The 16,886-nt window shown below is 52.0% G+C and carries 14 protein-coding genes and 6 tRNA genes; 2 read left to right on the forward strand and 18 right to left on the reverse strand.

The annotated features are described in order from the left end of the window. Positions 1 to 8: 8 nt before the first annotated feature. The 3 genes from holA to leuS are packed head-to-tail and all read right to left on the reverse strand — an operon-like array spanning position 9 to position 4,275. A complete protein-coding gene (holA, locus tag ABSH60_RS15440) occupies positions 9 to 1,034 on the reverse strand; it encodes a DNA polymerase III subunit delta (RefSeq protein ID WP_056771502.1) in 1,026 nt (341 codons plus the stop codon). Then, on the reverse strand, positions 1,031 to 1,678 hold the full coding sequence (lptE, locus tag ABSH60_RS15445) for an LPS assembly lipoprotein LptE (RefSeq protein ID WP_217204936.1): 648 nt from the start codon (positions 1,676 to 1,678) through the stop codon (positions 1,031 to 1,033). Before lptE ends, holA begins: the two co-directional genes overlap by 4 nt. A 14-nt stretch (positions 1,679 to 1,692) precedes the next feature. Continuing rightward, a complete protein-coding gene (gene leuS, locus ABSH60_RS15450) occupies positions 1,693 to 4,275 on the reverse strand; it encodes a leucine--tRNA ligase (RefSeq protein ID WP_390974673.1) in 2,583 nt (860 codons plus the stop codon). A 270-nt stretch (positions 4,276 to 4,545) separates the two neighbouring features. Here leuS and ABSH60_RS15455 point away from each other — a divergent pair, with 270 nt between their 5' ends. Beyond that, positions 4,546 to 5,040: a zinc ribbon-containing protein gene (locus ABSH60_RS15455; protein ID WP_056772013.1), complete on the forward strand. Its 495-nt coding sequence runs from the start codon at positions 4,546 to 4,548 to the stop codon at positions 5,038 to 5,040. Between the two features lie 52 nt (positions 5,041 to 5,092). On the opposite strand, the gene ABSH60_RS15460 is transcribed toward ABSH60_RS15455, so the two are convergent. The 9 genes from ABSH60_RS15460 to miaB all read right to left on the reverse strand — a co-directional run bounded on the left by ABSH60_RS15460 (position 5,093) and on the right by miaB (position 14,531). After that, on the reverse strand, positions 5,093 to 5,818 hold the full coding sequence (locus ABSH60_RS15460) for an amino acid ABC transporter ATP-binding protein (RefSeq protein WP_056771512.1): 726 nt from the start codon (positions 5,816 to 5,818) through the stop codon (positions 5,093 to 5,095). Next, entirely contained in the window at positions 5,815 to 6,492 is a 678-nt protein-coding gene (gltK, locus tag ABSH60_RS15465; protein WP_122095879.1) for a glutamate/aspartate ABC transporter permease GltK, read from the reverse strand. The genes ABSH60_RS15460 and gltK overlap by 4 nt, the downstream gene beginning before the upstream one ends. A 2-nt stretch (positions 6,493 to 6,494) precedes the next feature. Continuing rightward, positions 6,495 to 7,235: an amino acid ABC transporter permease gene (locus ABSH60_RS15470; RefSeq protein WP_056771518.1), complete on the reverse strand. Its 741-nt coding sequence runs from the start codon at positions 7,233 to 7,235 to the stop codon at positions 6,495 to 6,497. A gap of 194 nt (positions 7,236 to 7,429) precedes the next feature. Continuing rightward, positions 7,430 to 8,326, reverse strand: a complete 897-nt coding sequence (locus tag ABSH60_RS15475; RefSeq protein ID WP_056771522.1) for an amino acid ABC transporter substrate-binding protein — start codon at positions 8,324 to 8,326, stop codon at positions 7,430 to 7,432. Positions 8,327 to 8,783: 457 nt separating this feature from the next. After that, on the reverse strand, positions 8,784 to 10,325 hold the full coding sequence (lnt, locus tag ABSH60_RS15480; RefSeq protein WP_390974676.1) for an apolipoprotein N-acyltransferase: 1,542 nt from the start codon (positions 10,323 to 10,325) through the stop codon (positions 8,784 to 8,786). Positions 10,326 to 10,331: 6 nt separating this feature from the next. Next, positions 10,332 to 11,210, reverse strand: a complete 879-nt coding sequence (corC, locus tag ABSH60_RS15485; RefSeq protein ID WP_056771527.1) for a CNNM family magnesium/cobalt transport protein CorC — start codon at positions 11,208 to 11,210, stop codon at positions 10,332 to 10,334. A 111-nt stretch (positions 11,211 to 11,321) separates the two neighbouring features. Further along, a complete protein-coding gene (gene ybeY / locus ABSH60_RS15490; protein WP_056771531.1) occupies positions 11,322 to 11,795 on the reverse strand; it encodes an rRNA maturation RNase YbeY in 474 nt (157 codons plus the stop codon). Further along, positions 11,792 to 12,790 carry a PhoH family protein gene (locus ABSH60_RS15495; RefSeq protein WP_390975785.1) on the reverse strand — a complete coding sequence of 333 codons (999 nt, stop codon included), beginning with the start codon at positions 12,788 to 12,790 and terminating at the stop codon, positions 11,792 to 11,794. Before ABSH60_RS15495 ends, ybeY begins: the two co-directional genes overlap by 4 nt. 316 nt (positions 12,791 to 13,106) lie before the next feature. Continuing rightward, on the reverse strand, positions 13,107 to 14,531 hold the full coding sequence (miaB, locus tag ABSH60_RS15500; protein WP_056771538.1) for a tRNA (N6-isopentenyl adenosine(37)-C2)-methylthiotransferase MiaB: 1,425 nt from the start codon (positions 14,529 to 14,531) through the stop codon (positions 13,107 to 13,109). 192 nt (positions 14,532 to 14,723) lie between these two features. Here miaB and ubiF point away from each other — a divergent pair, with 192 nt between their 5' ends. Next, entirely contained in the window at positions 14,724 to 15,908 is a 1,185-nt protein-coding gene (gene ubiF, locus ABSH60_RS15505) for a 3-demethoxyubiquinol 3-hydroxylase (RefSeq protein ID WP_390974679.1), read from the forward strand. A gap of 105 nt (positions 15,909 to 16,013) precedes the next feature. Here the strand turns inward: ubiF and ABSH60_RS15510 are convergent. From ABSH60_RS15510 to ABSH60_RS15535, 6 genes are all read right to left on the reverse strand, one after another. Beyond that, positions 16,014 to 16,088: transfer RNA gene (locus tag ABSH60_RS15510), tRNA-Gln, on the reverse strand. A gap of 60 nt (positions 16,089 to 16,148) precedes the next feature. Next, positions 16,149 to 16,225 (reverse strand) — tRNA-Met (locus ABSH60_RS15515). A gap of 90 nt (positions 16,226 to 16,315) precedes the next feature. Beyond that, positions 16,316 to 16,390, reverse strand: a tRNA-Gln gene (locus ABSH60_RS15520). A 64-nt stretch (positions 16,391 to 16,454) separates the two neighbouring features. After that, a tRNA-Gln gene (locus ABSH60_RS15525) sits at positions 16,455 to 16,529 on the reverse strand. 23 nt (positions 16,530 to 16,552) lie between these two features. After that, positions 16,553 to 16,637 (reverse strand) — tRNA-Leu (locus tag ABSH60_RS15530). Between the two features lie 8 nt (positions 16,638 to 16,645). After that, positions 16,646 to 16,722: transfer RNA gene (locus tag ABSH60_RS15535), tRNA-Met, on the reverse strand. Positions 16,723 to 16,886: the final 164 nt, after the last annotated feature.

Genomic DNA, 16,886 nt, shown 5'->3' on the forward strand with positions numbered 1-16,886 from the left:
GTCCTGCGTCAGTAAGAACTGGCGGGTAAAGGTTTGCCACAAAGTAGCATGGAAAGACTTTCAAGCTCCGGCCAAATGGACTGACCGTAATCCTGCTTGAGCGTAATTTCCATTTGCGTCAGCAAACGTACCGCCCGATAAAGTTCTTCCAGAGATAAACGCTGAAGCGCCTGCGTCACCAGTGTGCGGCGATTTTGCCAGACTTTTTGCTGATCGAACAACGTACGCAGCGGCGTGCTGTCCATTTTACGTTTCAGATTCAGCAACATCAGCAGTTCGCGTTGCACAGTGCGCAACAATATCACCGGTTCGCTGTCTTCCTGTTGAAGCTGACGCAAAATATGCCAGGCGCGTTTACTTTTTCCTGCCAGCAGTGCATCAAGCCAGTGATATGGCGTGAAATGCGCCGCATCATTCACGGCCGCTTCTACCCGGGGTAATGTCAGTTTCCCGTCCGGATAAAGCAGTGAAAGGCGTTCCAGGGATTGTGCTAAAGCCAGTAAATTGCCTTCGTAGCAGTAGCATAGCAGCTGATTAGCGGGCTCATCGAGCTCAAGCGAAAGGGCTTTTGCACGGCGGGTTACCCAGCGTGGGAGCTGTGCCTGCTCCGGCGTCTGGCAACTGACAAACACGCCTTTATCACTCAGCGCTTTAAACCACGCGCTGTTTTCCTGGCCTTTGGTCAGTTTTGTGCCGCGAAGGACCAGCAAAATATCATCGTGCAGCAGCGTGGTCAGCTTCAGTAACGGTTCTGCCATTGGCGCGGTAGGGCCATTTTCAGGCAGCATCAGCATCAGTGTCTGCCGGCTGGCAAACAGGCTCAGTGCCTGACAGGTGCTGAAAATTGAATCCCATTCGGTATGGGCATCGAGAATAAACGTGTAGTGTTCCTGAAAATCAGCCAGCTGCGCCGCTTTGCGGATGCTGTCCTGACTTTCCTGCAAAAGAAGCGGATCATTGCCACATAACACATAACAAGCGCGCAGTCCCTCACGGAGCTGCGCGTCGAGTTGTTCCGGATAGACTCGGATCATTGTGCCGTTGTGCTGGCCGGTGTCGTTGATACCGCAGGGGTAACAGACGACGGGGACGTCATGGCATCAGAGGATTTGCTGGCAGAGGAACCGGTAGTGATCACTTCTACCTGACCATCAACTTGCTCTGCTTTACGCATTTCAGACGCGTGAACCGTTAATAATTTACGGATCAGTTGTTGAGCGGCCTGCTGACGCATCTCCTCCAGGATAATCTCCTGTTCGTTATCTTTTGCCAACGCCGTTAACGGGTTATCAAAGAATGAACGGAAGACAGTCACGTGGAGCGGATAGATGTCTTTACCCGGCATCAGAACCGTCGCGCTGACGCTCATCTGCATCTGATACTCAGCCGTTTTACCGTCCTGGAATACCGATGCAGTAGTCTGACCGCTTAGTTCAGGCCCGATTCGCAGTGATGGAATATCTTTGTGCTTACCGGTTGGATCATCAACGATCGTCACATTGCTTAAACGCAATTGTGTACGGATATCCCGCGTTAACGGCCCGTACGGATCCCCGCTGTCCAGAACGATAGTTTGCAGTTCGTCAGGCACATTGGTTTTTCCACGTAAGTGGAATCCACAGCCTGCGGTAACCATGACTGCTGCGGTCAGCAGCAGTGTCACTATTCGATGTCGCACAGCTCCTCCTTGACTCAACCTACAACCAGGTTAAGCAGTTTGCCCGGGACGTAGATTACTTTGCGAACCGTAACCCCATCCAGATATTTAGCGACCAAATGTTCTTCTGCCGCACGCTCGCGCACTTGTTGCTCGGTAGCATCAGCGGCTACGGTGATTTTAGCACGCACTTTACCGTTCACCTGCACAACGACCAGTTTGGAGTCTTCGACCATAGCCTGTTCATCAGCCTGTGGCCACGGTGCGGTATCCACATCACCTTCGCCGTTGAGCGCCTGCCAGAGGCTGAAGCACACGTGCGGAGTGAACGGATAAAGCATGCGAACCACGGCCAGCAGGGCTTCCTGCAGCAGGGCGCGATCTTGTTCGCTTTCCTGCGGCGCACGGCCCAGCTTGTTCATCAGTTCCATCACAGCGGCAATTGCGGTATTGAAGGTCTGACGACGGCCGATATCATCGGTCACTTTCGCAATGGTTTTATGCACATCACGACGCAAATCTTTCTGCGCTTCGTTCAGTGACGCAACATCCAGCGCGGCGGTGGCACCTTTTTGTGAATGCTCAAAGGCCAGTTTCCAGACACGTTTGAGGAAGCGGTTAGCCCCTTCAACGCCGGACTCCTGCCATTCCAGCGTCATTTCTGCCGGAGAAGCGAACATCATAAACAGACGTACGGTGTCTGCGCCGTATTTCTCGACCATAACCTGAGGGTCGATGCCGTTGTTTTTAGACTTGGACATCTTGCTCATACCGGCATACACCAGCTCACGGCCCTGCGGGTCGGTCGCTTTAGTGATACGGCCTTTCTCGTCACGCTCAACGGTGGCATCTACCGGGGAAACCCAGACGCGTTCGCCGCTGTTGCCGGTGTAATAGAAGGCATCAGCCAACACCATGCCCTGACACAACAGACGTTTTGCCGGTTCGTCAGAATCAACCAGACCCGCATCGCGCATCAACTTGTGGAAGAAGCGGAAGTACATCAGGTGCATGATGGCGTGTTCGATACCGCCCACATACTGATCAACCGGCAGCCAGTAGTTGGCCGCAGCCGGATCCAGCATACCTTCGTCGTATTGCGGACAGGTGTAGCGTGCGTAGTACCAGGAAGACTCCATGAAGGTGTCAAAGGTGTCGGTTTCACGCAGACCCGGCATGCCGTTCACGGTGGTTTTTGCCCACTCAGGGTCGGCTTTGATTGGGCTGGTGATGCCGTCCATGACCACATCTTCCGGCAGAATGACCGGCAGTTGATCTTCTGGTGTCGGGATTACGGTGCCGTCTTCCAGCGTGATCATCGGGATAGGGGCGCCCCAGTAACGCTGACGGGAAACCCCCCAGTCGCGCAGACGGTAGTTAACTTTGCGCTGACCGACACCCTGAGCAACCAGTTTGTCAGCAATGGCATTGAAACCGTCTTCGTGGTTCAGCCCGTCGAATTCGCCTGAATTGAACAGCGTGCCTTTCTCGGTCATCGCTTCTGCGGTGATTTCAGGATGGCTGCCATCGGCGTTCAGGATAACCGGTTTGATTTGCAGGTTATATTTGGTGGCGAATTCCCAGTCACGCTGGTCGTGACCCGGAACGGCCATCACTGCGCCGGTGCCGTATTCCATCAGAACGAAGTTAGCGACCCAGATTGGCAGCTTTTCACCGGACAGCGGGTGAATAGCAAACAGGCCGGTTGCCATGCCTCTTTTCTCCATTGTCGCCATTTCTGCTTCGGCCACTTTGGTATTACGGCATTCGTCGATGAAATCGTTCAGGGCAGGATTGTTTTGTGCACCTTGTTGCGCCAGCGGATGACCCGCGGCTACGGCGACATAAGTCGCGCCCATGAAGGTGTCCGGACGGGTGGTGTAAACCGTCACTTTTTCGTCGCTGTCTGCCACGTCAAAAGTGATTTCCACGCCTTCGGAACGGCCAATCCAGTTGCGTTGCATGGTTTTCACCTGCTCCGGCCAGCTTTCCAGCGTGTCCAGATCGTTAAGCAACTGATCGGCGTAATCGGTGATTTTGATAAACCACTGTGGAATTTCTTTACGTTCTACTTTGGTATCACAACGCCAGCAGCAGCCGTCAATCACCTGTTCGTTCGCCAGAACGGTCAGATCATGCGGGCACCAGTTCACCGCGGAAGTCTTCTTATAAACCAGGCCTTTTTCATACAGCTTGGTGAAGAACCATTGTTCCCAGCGGTAGTAATCGGGTTTGCAGGTCGCAATTTCGCGATCCCAGTCATAGCCGAAGCCCAGCAGTTTTAGCTGGTTCTTCATGTATTCGATATTTTCGTACGTCCATGGCGCAGGGGCAGTGTTGTTTTTCACCGCCGCGCCTTCAGCTGGCAGGCCGAATGCATCCCAGCCGATTGGCTGCAGAACGTTTTTACCGAGCATGCGCTGATAACGGGAAATCACGTCACCGATGGTGTAGTTGCGCACGTGCCCCATGTGGAGGCGGCCTGACGGGTAAGGCAACATGGAGAGACAGTAGTACTTCTCCTTGCCAGGCTGTTCGGTAACTTTGAAAGTTTGCTTCTCTTGCCAGTGAAGCTGAACGTGTGACTCGATGTCTTCTGGACGGTATTGCTCTTGCATGGCGGCCGGTGGTCCTGTGAGTGAAAACAGCTACGCCTGTAGCTCAAAAAGTTTTAATCAAAAGATCCGCATAGCATAGCCGATAAGCAGAGGCAGCAACAACACCCAGCGACGGGCTAACGGGGATTTCTGCCCGCATATGGCCCATTATTCACAATCTGCGAAGCAGGCCGGGATAATCTTCGCCACGGATCAGGGATTTACGACTAAAATAAAGACAAGTAAGCAACTGCCGGGTGAACGGTTATGTGTGTTCAAGGAGAGGAAATGATGAGCAATATTACCCAAAATTACCGTCAGTTAGTCACTTCGCTGACTGAGCGATTAAAAAATGGTGAACGTGATATCAGTGCGCTGGTACAGGATGCCCGCGTACGTTTACAGGAGGAAGGCAAGCTGTCTGAAATCCAGATTGAACAGTTAACCTCCGCCGTGCGGCGTGATTTGCATGAATTTGCCCGTAATTATACCGAGAACCAGCAGGCCGTCGCTGATGACAGCACCGACAGCGTGTTTATGCGGGTGCTAAAAGAAAGTCTGTGGAAAGAGCTGGCGGACATGACGGACAAAACGCAGCTTGAATGGAAAGAAGTCTTTAAAGACGTGAATCATCACGGTGTATATCACAGCGGGGAAGTGGTGGGGCTGGGGAATCTGGTGTGTGAGAATTGCCAGTTCAGCCTGGCGGTGTATACGCCTGAAATCCTGAGCAAATGCCCTAAATGCGGACATACTGAATTTTCACGCCATGCTTTTGAACCTTGATTGATAAGTCAGCCTGCACCGGGCTCTCCCGGTAGCAGGCTGAATCATCTTATCAGTGCAGAATTTTTGCCAGGAAGTCACGGGCACGATCGGATTGCGGATTATTGAAGAAGTCGTCTTTATTCCGGTCTTCCACAATTTTTCCTTCATCCATGAAGATCACGCGGTTAGCCACTTTGCGGGCGAAGCCCATTTCGTGGGTCACCACCATCATCGTCATGCCTTCGTTTGCCAGCTCAACCATGACGTCCAGCACTTCATTGATCATTTCCGGATCGAGCGCGGAGGTCGGTTCGTCAAACAGCATGGCGATAGGATCCATACACAGCGCACGGGCAATCGCCACGCGCTGCTGCTGTCCTCCGGAAAGCTGACCGGGGAATTTGTTGGCGTGCGCAGATAACCCCACACGATCCAGCAGTTTCAGCCCTTTGTCTTTCGCTTCCGCCTGATTACGTTTCAGCACTTTGACCTGAGCCAGCGTCAGGTTGTCAATGATGGACAAATGCGGGAACAGTTCGAAATGCTGGAACACCATGCCGACTTTCGCCCGCAGCTGCGCCAGATTGGTTTTCTTGTCGTTCACCTGCGTGCCGTTAACCAGAATCTCCCCTTTTTGCACGGGCTCGAGGCCGTTAACGGTTTTAATCAGCGTCGATTTCCCTGACCCGGACGGCCCGCAAACCACCACAACTTCACCTTTTTTAACTTCGGTACTGCAATCGGTGAGCACCTGGAAGTGCCCGTACCATTTAGAAACATTCTTCAGTGAAATCATGAAACGGTCCTTTTCTTCAAATAGCGCACCAGCAAGGAAGCGGAAAGGCTGATAACAAAGTAAATAAGTCCTGCAAACAACACCATCTCCACCAGCGTACCGTCACGGTCACCAATGTTGGAGGCGCTGCGGAAGAAGTCTGCGAGGCCGAGCACATAGACCAGCGAGGTATCCTGGAACAAAACGATGGCCTGCGTCAGCAGCAAAGGCACCATCGCACGGAAGGCCTGCGGCAGGATAACCAGCTTCATCGACTGCCACTGGGTCATGCCCAGCGCCAGTGCGGCAGAAGACTGCCCGCGAGCGATACTGATGATCCCTGCACGTATAATCTCTGAGTAATAAGCCGCTTCAAATAACGCAAATGCCACCATCGCGGAAATCAGTCGGATATCGGTTTTCGGTGACAGCCCGAGCACTTTTTGCAGAAAGCCCGGCACAATCAGATAAAACCACAACAGCACCATCACCAGGGGAACGGCACGGAACAGATTGACGTACGCCGAGGCAAACCAGCTGATCGGTTTGAAGGTCGACAGACGCATTACCGCCAGCAGGGTACCCCAGAGGATCCCCACGACAATCGCCAGTGAGGTGATCTTGAGGGTAATGACCATGCCTTGCCACAGATAGGGCAGGCCGGGGCCAATAGAACTCCAGTCAAATTCATGCATATTTATTTACCTCCCATGTTGCCCGGCAGGCGGACTTTACGTTCTACAAAATGCATCAGCAGCATAATCACCGCATTAATGAGGACGTAGGCGACGGTAATGGCAGTAAATGATTCATACGCATGCGCAGAGTAATCAAGCAGCTTACCGGCCTGTGCCGCCATATCCACCAGACCGATGGTTGAGGCAATGGCGGAATTTTTCACCAGATTGACCATCTCGGAGGTCATCGGTGGCACGATCACACGGTAGGCATTTGGCAGCAGCACATAACGGTAGGTTTGAGGCAACGTCAGCCCCATCGCCAGACCGGCATTGCGTTGTCCGCTGGGTAACGACTGGATGGCGGCGCGTACCTGCTCGCACACGCGGGCAGCGGTAAACAGGCCGAGACAGATAACGGAAGAAGTGAAGAACTGCACGTTCGGCGCGAGTTCTGATTTGAACCACATGCCGATGTTTTCCGGCAACAGCTCAGGTACCACCAGATACCAGATAAAGAATTGCACAATCAGCGGCACGTTACGGAACAATTCAACGTAACAGGTACCGATGCCGGAGAGAAAACGGTTGGGGACGGTACGCAAAATACCGAACAGGGAGCCGACGAAGAAGGCAATAATCCAGGCACAAATCGACAACGCGACCGTGACCTGAAATCCATTCCAAATCCAGCCCAGATAGGTGGTATTGCCGAAGGGGGCGTCTTGCAGGAAGATGCCCCAGTTCCAATCTATTGACATAAAAACTCCATGACACGGGTAATAAACTACCCCTCTGAGTGATGACGTAACCATAAACATGGGTGAGTGGCGGAAAAAATGCGGGGTGGGGAACGACCACCCCGCATCTGGTCTGTCTGTCCTTTCGGACCATCATCACAAGCTGGTTGGCCAGCCTTTATTTTTAATACCCGGTACTACCCGTCTGCTTACTATTACAGTGCTTTATCGTTTGGTGCTTTGAACAGGGCTTTCATGTCGTCAGACAATTCAAAGTTCATGTTCAGGTTTTTCGGAGGAATAGGTTTTTTGAACCAGGTTTCAAACCACTTGGTTGCTTCACCGGAGGTTTGCGCCTTCACGATGGTGTCATCAACCAGTTTTTTGAATTCCGCATCGTCTTTACGCATCATGCAGCCGTAAGCTTCTTTCGACTGCGGCGTACCGATGATTTCCCAGTTATCAGGTTTTTTGGCTTTGGCACGTTCGCCCGCCAGCAGTGCATCATCCATCATGAACGCAACCGCACGGCCTGTTTCCAGCGTACGGAAAGAGTCACCGTGGTCTTTGGCGCTGATAATGCGCAGATCCAGTTTCTTCTCTTCGTTCAGTTTGTTCAGCAGCACTTCAGAGGTGGTGCCGGAGGTGACCACGACGGTTTTGCCTTTCAGGTCAGAGAAATCTTTGATGTCTGAGCCTTTTTTGACCAACAGACGGGTGCCGATAACGAAGATGGTGTCTGAGAAGGCCGCTTGTTGCTGACGTTCCAGATTATTGGTGGTTGAACCACACTCAAAATCGTAAGTGCCGTTTTGCAGCAGCGGGATACGGTTTTGCGAGGTGATTGGCATCATTTTTACTTGCAGGTTGGGCAGGTCCAGCTTTTTCTTGACTGCATCAACGATAGCGTTGGAATAGTCCTGTGAATAACCTACGACTTTCTGTTCGTTATTGTAGTAAGAGAATGGCACCGAGGACTCACGGTGACCGACGACGATAACGCCATTATCTTTAATTTTTTTCAGAGTGCCGGTCAGTTCTTCCGCGTGGGCAAAGCTGCTTGCGGCAACGCTTGCCAACAGTACTGATAACGCCAATTTGCGCAATTGCATGTCCAACTCCTTGCTGTCATTAGGGATCCAAACTCAGGGATCAGAAAGTGCTAATGCCTCGTCATATGAAGCTAGAAAATAACTGAATGTGAAATTTATGAAACAACATTGTTTCTTTTTTGAGACGGGGCGCGCACCAAATCAAAGCAGACAACAGGCTATGCACTTCAAAAGTGCATGAGGAACAGCCTTTTTGTACCAAAATGATGCAAGACGTCAAAAAATGTCACTAATCAGATATCTTTCAAACAGATGTAGCAAAACGCGTGCCAGTTGGCCTGATTTAACTTCGAAGGCAAATTAAAATTCAGCGCTTAATACCGCCTTTCAAACAATCGGCAGCAGGTAACAGGGAGAGATTTTGCAGGCAGGGAAGGGGTTGCGACAAAAAAGAACAGGCGCCCGAAGGCGCCTGACAGTATAGCCCTGTCTTAACAGGGCTTATTGATGACTTACTTCAGGGGATGATCTGGCCTTTACGACGTCCCAGACAGATAGCCACAAAGGCCATGAGCAGGGTCACAAACCACACCGGCCACCAGCCCATGCGTGCGTAAGGGGTCATGCCGGTAGTTGGCGTAACCTTCACGTTCAGCACCTGACGGGTAAACTGCGGAATTTCAGCCGTAACGTCACCCTGCGCATTCACAACCGCGGTAACACCGTTGTTGGTGCTGCGCAGCAGAGGGCGCCCCAGTTCCAGCGAACGCATGCGCGCCATCTGGAAATGCTGCCACGGACCAATCGAATGGCCGAACCAGGCATCGTTGGAAATCGTCAGCAGAAAGTTAGTATCCGGTTGCAGGTTATCGCGCACCTGTTCACCAAATACCACTTCATAGCAAATCGCGGTGGTCAGATTAAGGCCGCTGACCATCAGTGGTTTCTGGACGTACGCCCCGCTGGTCAGCCCCGACATCGGTAAATCGAAGAACGGTGCCAGAGGGCGCAGTATGGTTTCCAGCGGCACGAATTCCCCGAACGGTACCAGATGATGTTTATTAAAACGGTTGTCGTCCGGATAGCGATAAGACTGCTCGCCGCCGAGCACAATGGCGCTGTTATACACCTTCATGCCTTCTTCATTGCGACGGGCATCAATAACGCCGGTAACCAGCTGCGTACCGTGCGAGCGGTAAATGTTATCCACCATACTCAGGAAGGCTTGCTGATCGGATTCAATATCTGAAATTGCTGATTCCGGCCAGATGATCATATTGGCTTTGCCAAGGTACGGGCGACTGAGATCCAGATAGGTTTGCAAAGCACTTTCCAGCGCTTTCGGATCCCACTTCATCGACTGTGGAATGTTGCCCTGAACCAGCGCGACATCCACCGTTTTGTCCGTCTGTTCATGATACCAGTGAACGTAACGCAACGGCCACGGCAGCAATAACATGGCCAGCGCAATGATTCCCGGCGTGATGCGCCGCTGGTGGAATGCGTAAACCAGCAGGCCGCTCAACGACGTCAGCAGCAGCGTAATGCCGTCAACACCGGTGATCGGCGCGAGGCCTTTCAGCGGACCGTCGATCTGGCTGTAGCCAAATTGCAGCCACGGAAAACCAGTCAGCACCCAGCCACGCAAAAACTCGGTGATTTGCCATAGGGCGGGCGCGGCAAGCGCCAGTTTCCACCAGGTTGTTTTCGGCCACAGTTTGCTGAATACGCCGGCAAACAGCATGGTGTAAAGCGACAAATACGCCGCCAGCAAAACCACCAGAAACAGGTTGATGGCTTCCGGCATGCCGCCAAAGGTGGCGATACTGACATACACCCAGTTTACGCCACTGCCAAAAAGACCCATTCCCCAGAAGAAGCCGATCAGCGAGGCCTGAGATGGGCGGCGATCCAGCGTTAATGCCAGCAGGCCGCAGAGCGATACAATCGCAGCAGGCCAGAAGTCATAAGGGGAAAAGGAGAACGTGCCACAGGCACCGAATAAGAGCGCCAGCAGGGCGCGAACCCGCTGGCGTTGGTATAAAGAGGCAATTGCCATGGAGAATTATTCTTCCAGTATTGGTTGCGGCGCGTCGTCCGGTATTTTTACGTGAACCTGAATGATACGGCGGCTGTCTGCCATCGCAACCTTGAACAGGTAACCGTCAATTTCAATGCTTTCACCACGGGCCGGTAAATGGCCGAAGGACTGCATGACCAGACCACCAATAGTATCAACTTCGTCGTCACTGTAATTTGTCTGGAACACTTCATTGAAGTCTTCAATCGGCGCGAGGGCGCGAACAGTATACGTGTGACGGCTGAGCTGGCGGATATCCAGATCTTCCGCTTCGTCATACTCATCATCGATTTCGCCGACAATCAGTTCGAGGATATCTTCGATGGTCACCAGACCGGAAACGCCGCCGAATTCATCAACGACAATCGCCATGTGATAACGCTGGGAGCGGAATTCTTTCAGCATGCGGTCGACGCGTTTGCTCTCAGGAACGACCACGGCGGTTCTCAGCACTTTATCGATGCTGAATGGCTCAGACGTTGTGCGCATAAACGGCAGCAAGTCTTTGGCCATCAGGATGCCTTCAATGTGATCCTTATCTTCGCTGATCACCGGGAAGCGTGAGTGGGCAGATTCGATGATGACATCGAGGCACTCTTCCAGCGGTTGATTGCGTTTAAGCGTGATCATTTGAGAACGGGGGATCATGATGTCCCGGACGCGCTGCTCGGCGATATCCATCACGCCTTCCAGCATGTCACGGGTATCGGGGTCGATCAGATCGTTTTGTTCTGAATCACGGATCAGCTCAACCAAATCGCCACGGTTTTTTGGTTCACCGTGAAAAAGTTGGCTAAGGATAAGGGAAAAGAAGCCCTTCTTGGGACTGGGGCTGTCACTATTTTGTGAATGGTCATCGCTCATGGCGTTTGGTTTATTTTACTCGTGTTAGTGAAAAATATTTAGCTCGCTTAGTAAACGCCGATGGAAAGGAGAACTCTCCTTTCCATCGGGTTGCTATAGACAGAACTAATCTCAGTTATCTTCTTTCTCTGAAATATACGGGTCCGGATAACCCAGCCCCTGCATGATCTCAGTTTCAATCGATTCCATTTCTTCGGCTTCTTCGTCAACGATATGGTCATACCCCAGCAAATGCAAACTGCCGTGAATAACCATATGTGCCCAGTGTGCCAGCAACTCTTTTTCCTGCTCTTTGGCTTCCTTCTCGACGACCTGACGACAAATGATCAAATCGCCCAGCAGCGGCATTTCCATGCCCGGAGGAGCTTCGAACGGGAAGGATAACACGTTGGTCGGTTTATCCATGCCACGATACGTCATATTAAGTTCATGGCTTTCAGGGATATCGACCAGACGGATGGTGACTTCTGATTCTTCCTGAAACTGTGGAAGCACGGCTTCCAGCCATGTCTGGAAGTCATTTTCTGACGGTAAACCTGCGGTATCTTCACAGGCAATTTGTAGATCGAGGATTACCGTATTCATTGACTGACCTGTTGGGATGAAATGTGTTCATGTTTACGCTCTGCGCTAATCGCATCGCGGCGTTTCTGATCTTCTTCTTCCCAGGCTTCGTACGCGACAACGATACGCGCCACGACAGGGTGGCGAACCACGTCTTCACTGTGGAAAAAGTTAAAGCTTAACTCTTCAACCGACGACAGCACCTCAATGGCATGGCGCAGACCGGATTTCTGATGGCGCGGTAAGTCAATTTGCGTCACGTCGCCGGTGATCACCGCTTTGGAATTGAAACCAATACGGGTCAGGAACATCTTCATCTGTTCAATAGAGGTGTTCTGGCTTTCGTCGAGAATAATAAAGGCGTCATTGAGTGTCCGGCCACGCATGTAGGCCAGCGGGGCGACTTCAATCACGTTGCGCTCAATCAGCTTTTCGACTTTCTCGAAACCGAGCATTTCAAACAGTGCGTCATACAACGGGCGCAGGTACGGGTCAACTTTCTGGCTGAGATCGCCAGGCAGGAAGCCCAGTTTTTCACCGGCTTCTACCGCCGGGCGGGTCAGAAGAATGCGACGCACTTCCTGACGCTCCAGCGCATCAACGGCAGCGGCCACCGCCAGATAGGTTTTACCCGTACCCGCCGGACCGATACCAAAGGTGATGTCGTGATCGAAAATATTGGCGATGTACTGCGCCTGATTCGGCGTACGCGGTTTCACCATCCCACGTTTGGTTTTGATAATGACCGATTTGCCGTAGTCAGGCACACTTTCTGCCGTTTGCTCCAGCACCCGGCTTTCTTTAATGGCCAGATGGATTTTCTCAGGATCGATATCCTGAGTTTCACCACGCACCGGTGCCGTCTCGACGTATAAGTCACGCAGGATGTCTGCCGCTGCGGCGACGGCCAGGCTTTTACCGACCAGTTTAAATGCGTTATCACGACGGTTGATTTCCACGCCCAACCGGCGTTCCAGTTGTTTGATATTGTCATCAAACGGCCCGCACAGGCTCATCAGGCGCTGATTGTCTTCGGGCTCCAGTAAAATCTCTTGTGTTAAAACGTTCAAACGAATCCTCTGGGCCACTTTGGACCTGTTGCGTTTTACCCGGCTGCGAACTGCTGACAGCCGTTAACCATACCTGAGTTAATAATACATCCCCTTGGCAAAATATGCTGCGCTGCGGCGCGCGTTGCAGGGACCTTCATTCGAATATGCGGCCTGTCGCGAAAAATTAAACCCTTCTGACGGCCGTAATGTGGAAATTCATAAATGAAAACAGGACGCCAAAGCGCCCTGTGCAGGTTTTTTAATGCATTACTTTGATGATTCAGGGTTGATACATTCCAACGCCTAATTCATTTTCTTTACGCGTACGGGCGATCACAGATTGCGGCGATTCATGCAGGCGCAGCGCCATTTGCTCTTCGGTCCGCACGACGACGCCACGTAACGAGTTGGTATACACATCGACGATTTCCACGTCGACAAATTTACCAATCATGTCTGGGGTGCCTTCAAAGTTGACCACGCGGTTACACTCCGTGCGCCCGGTCAGCTCCATAATATCCTTACGCGATGTTCCTTCGACCAGAATACGCTGAACCGTGCCGAGCGTGGCGCGACTAAAGCGCATAACCTGCTGCGTAATTCTGTCCTGCAACAGCGCCAGACGCTGTTTCTTCTCGTCCATTGCGACATCATCGACCATGTCTGCTGCGGGGGTGCCGGGGCGTGGTGAGTAGATGAAGCTGAAGCTGACGTCGTAATTGACCTGTGCAATCAGGTCCATGGTGCGTTCGAAATCATCGTGGGTTTCGCCAGGGAAGCCGATGATGAAGTCGGAACTGAAATGGATATCCGGACGTGCAGCGCGTAATTTGCGGATGGTCGATTTGTATTCCAGCACCGTATGGGGGCGTTTCATCATGGTCAGGATGCGGTCAGAACCGCTCTGAATTGGCAGATGCAGGAAGCTCACCAGCTCCGGCGTATCTTTATACACCTCAATGATATCGTCAGTGAATTCAACCGGATGGCTGGTGGTAAAGCGAATACGATCAATGCCGTCAATCGCGGCAACCAGACGCAGCAATTCTGCAAACGTACAGATCCCACCTTCAAACGCTTCGCCGCGATAGGCGTTCACATTCTGCCCGAGCAGATTAACTTCACGTACGCCTTGCGCCGCCAGTTGCGCGACTTCAAACAGAACGTCATCACAAGGACGGCTGACTTCCTCGCCACGTGTGTAAGGCACGACACAGAAACTGCAATATTTGTTGCACCCTTCCATAATAGAGACGAACGCTGTCGGGCCATCGGCACGGGGTTCTGGTAAACGGTCGAATTTTTCGATTTCCGGGAAGCTGATGTCCACGACAGGGCTGTGCGTTCCGCGCACATGATTCACCATTTCCGGCAGGCGGTGCAGGGTCTGCGGGCCGAAGACGATATCCACGCACGGCGCGCGCTTACGCAGCAATTCACCTTCCTGAGAGGCCACGCAGCCGCCGACACCAATAATCACATCCGGGTTTTTCTTTTTGAGTAATTTCCAGTGGCCGAGCAGGCTGAACACTTTCTCCTGAGCTTTTTCCCTGATGGAACAGGTGTTGAGCAGGAGAATATCTGCCTCTTCAGCATTATCCGTCAGCTGATAACCGTGGGTGCTTTCGAGAAGGTCTGCCATTTTGGATGAATCATATTCATTCATCTGGCAGCCCCAGGTTTTGATGTGCAGTTTTTTAGTCATCAGCGTGTCAGTACTCAATACGGAGGAAAAAACGGATGTTTGGCAATGCCGTAATGCATAGCGCAGTTCAGGGGAACTATTGTAAACCCTCACTCCGGTGGTGACCAGCGCAGGAAAGCAGCTTAGGTTCTGATGCAGACACAAAAATCCGGTACACTTTGCTCAATGAACTGAATAAAAAGCCGGAATAAAATGAATAATCCTGAGAAGTTATTTGATGCAGTGATTGTCGGTGGCGGGATGGTGGGGGCCGCGGCGGCGCTCGGTCTGGCACAGCAGGGCCTGCAGGTGGCATTGATCGAGAATGAAGAGCCTGCCGGATTTGACCCGTCAGCACCGGCTGATTTACGCATCTCCGCCATTGGCTGTGCATCTGCACGCTTTTTAGAGAAACTGGGTGCGTGGCATGCCGTTGAAAAGATGCGTTCAGTGCCTTATCGCCGCCTGGAAACCTGGGAGGTCGATGGCTCCGAAGTGAAGTTTGATGCGCAGTCCCTCGGGTTGCCGGAGCTCGGGTTCATGGTAGAAAACCGTGTGCTTCAGCTTGCTCTGTGGCAGCAGTTTGATGCCTGTCCGAATCTGGCCCGTTTTTGCCCGGCAAAATTGCGCCATCTCTTAAAGCATGACGACAATACCTGGTCGCTTCAGCTAACCAGCGGTGAGCTGCTGCATACGCAGCTGGTGATTGCTGCTGATGGGGCAAACTCGCTGGTGCGCCAGCTCGCAGGGATTGGCGTGGATGGCTGGCAGTATCGTCAGAACTGCATGCTGATTAATGTCGAAACACAAACGCCGGATCAGGATGTCACATGGCAGCAATTCTTTCCGTCAGGTCCGCGGGCTTTCCTGCCACTGTTTGGGCATCAGGCCTCGCTGGTCTGGTATGACAGCCCGCAGCGTATCCGTTATTTGCAAACGCTGAACATGAAACAGCTGACCGCAGAAATTATGCAGGCCTTTCCGGCGCGGCTTGGAAAGGTTCAGGCGCTGTCTGCCGGTGCTTTCCCATTGGTTCGCCGCCATGCCCAGCGCTATGTCTTACCGGGGTTAGCCCTGGTCGGTGACGCAGCTCATACCATCAACCCGCTTGCCGGGCAGGGTGTGAATCTGGGCTATCGTGACGTTGAGTCGTTATTATCCGTGCTGGAAAAAGCGCGTGATCATGATGAAGCCTGGAGCAGCGAAAAGGTGTTGTTGCGTTATCAGCGTCAGCGACGTCTGGATAATTTGCTGATGCAAAGTGGAATGGATTTGTTCTACACCGCGTTTAGCAATGATTTGGCGCCAGTGAAAGCCTTGCGTAATCTGGCGCTGATGACTGCTGAGCGCGCCGGTGGCCTGAAGACGAAAGCATTGAAATATGCACTGGGGATCTGACGATCAGAAGGCTGGCAGAATGTCCTCTGCCAGCTAAAACATGACAGAAAAGTAACGCTCAGAAATGCAAAAGGCCCGCAAAATAATTTGCGGGCCTTTCTAATGTGGCTGGGGTGCCAGGATTCGAACCTGGGTATGCTGGTATCAGAAACCAGAGCCTTACCGCTTGGCGACACCCCAATGGTGTTTCTTACTGCTTTCTACAATTGAACTCTTTAATAAGAATGCTCAGTTGTAAAATGGTGGCTACGACGGGATTTGAACCTGTGACCCCATCATTATGAGTGATGTGCTCTAACCAGCTGAGCTACGTAGCCAAATTTTACTGATTTACTTCAAAACTTCAAGCACTAATTTAACTAACTTAATAATAAATTTCAAGTGCTTACCAGCAAAAAGAAGAAGTATGGCTGGGGTACCTGGATTCGAACCAGGGTATGCTGGTATCAAAAACCAGTGCCTTACCGCTTGGCGATACCCCAACAGTACAACAACTTCAAACTGGGTTTTCTCTGCTGACACATCAATGACATGACAATAAAGAAATGGCTGGGGTACCAGGATTCGAACCTGGGAATGCTGGTATCAAAAACCAGTGCCTTACCGCTTGGCGATACCCCAACTGTGCTACCGATGTCCGGAAATGGTGCGGGAGGCGAGACTTGAACTCGCACACCTTGCGGCGCTAGAACCTAAATCTAGTGCGTCTACCAATTTCGCCACTCCCGCAAAAAAGATGGTGGCTACGACGGGATTCGAACCTGTGACCCCATCATTATGAGTGATGTGCTCTAACCAACTGAGCTACGTAGCCATCTTTTTTCGCGCTACCTTCATCGGCGTTGCGGGGCGCATTATGCGTATATGACCGTTTTGCGTCAACACCTTTTTTGGAGAAAAAGCGTTGATAGCGTTCATTTGTCTGGCTTATAACCACTCTGGTGATTAATTGGGCAAAAGACATTATTTTTACTGGCT

Source organism: Rahnella sp. R3(2024) (assembly GCF_042920125.1).
Taxonomy (GTDB): Bacteria; Pseudomonadota; Gammaproteobacteria; order Enterobacterales; family Enterobacteriaceae; genus Rahnella; species Rahnella rivi.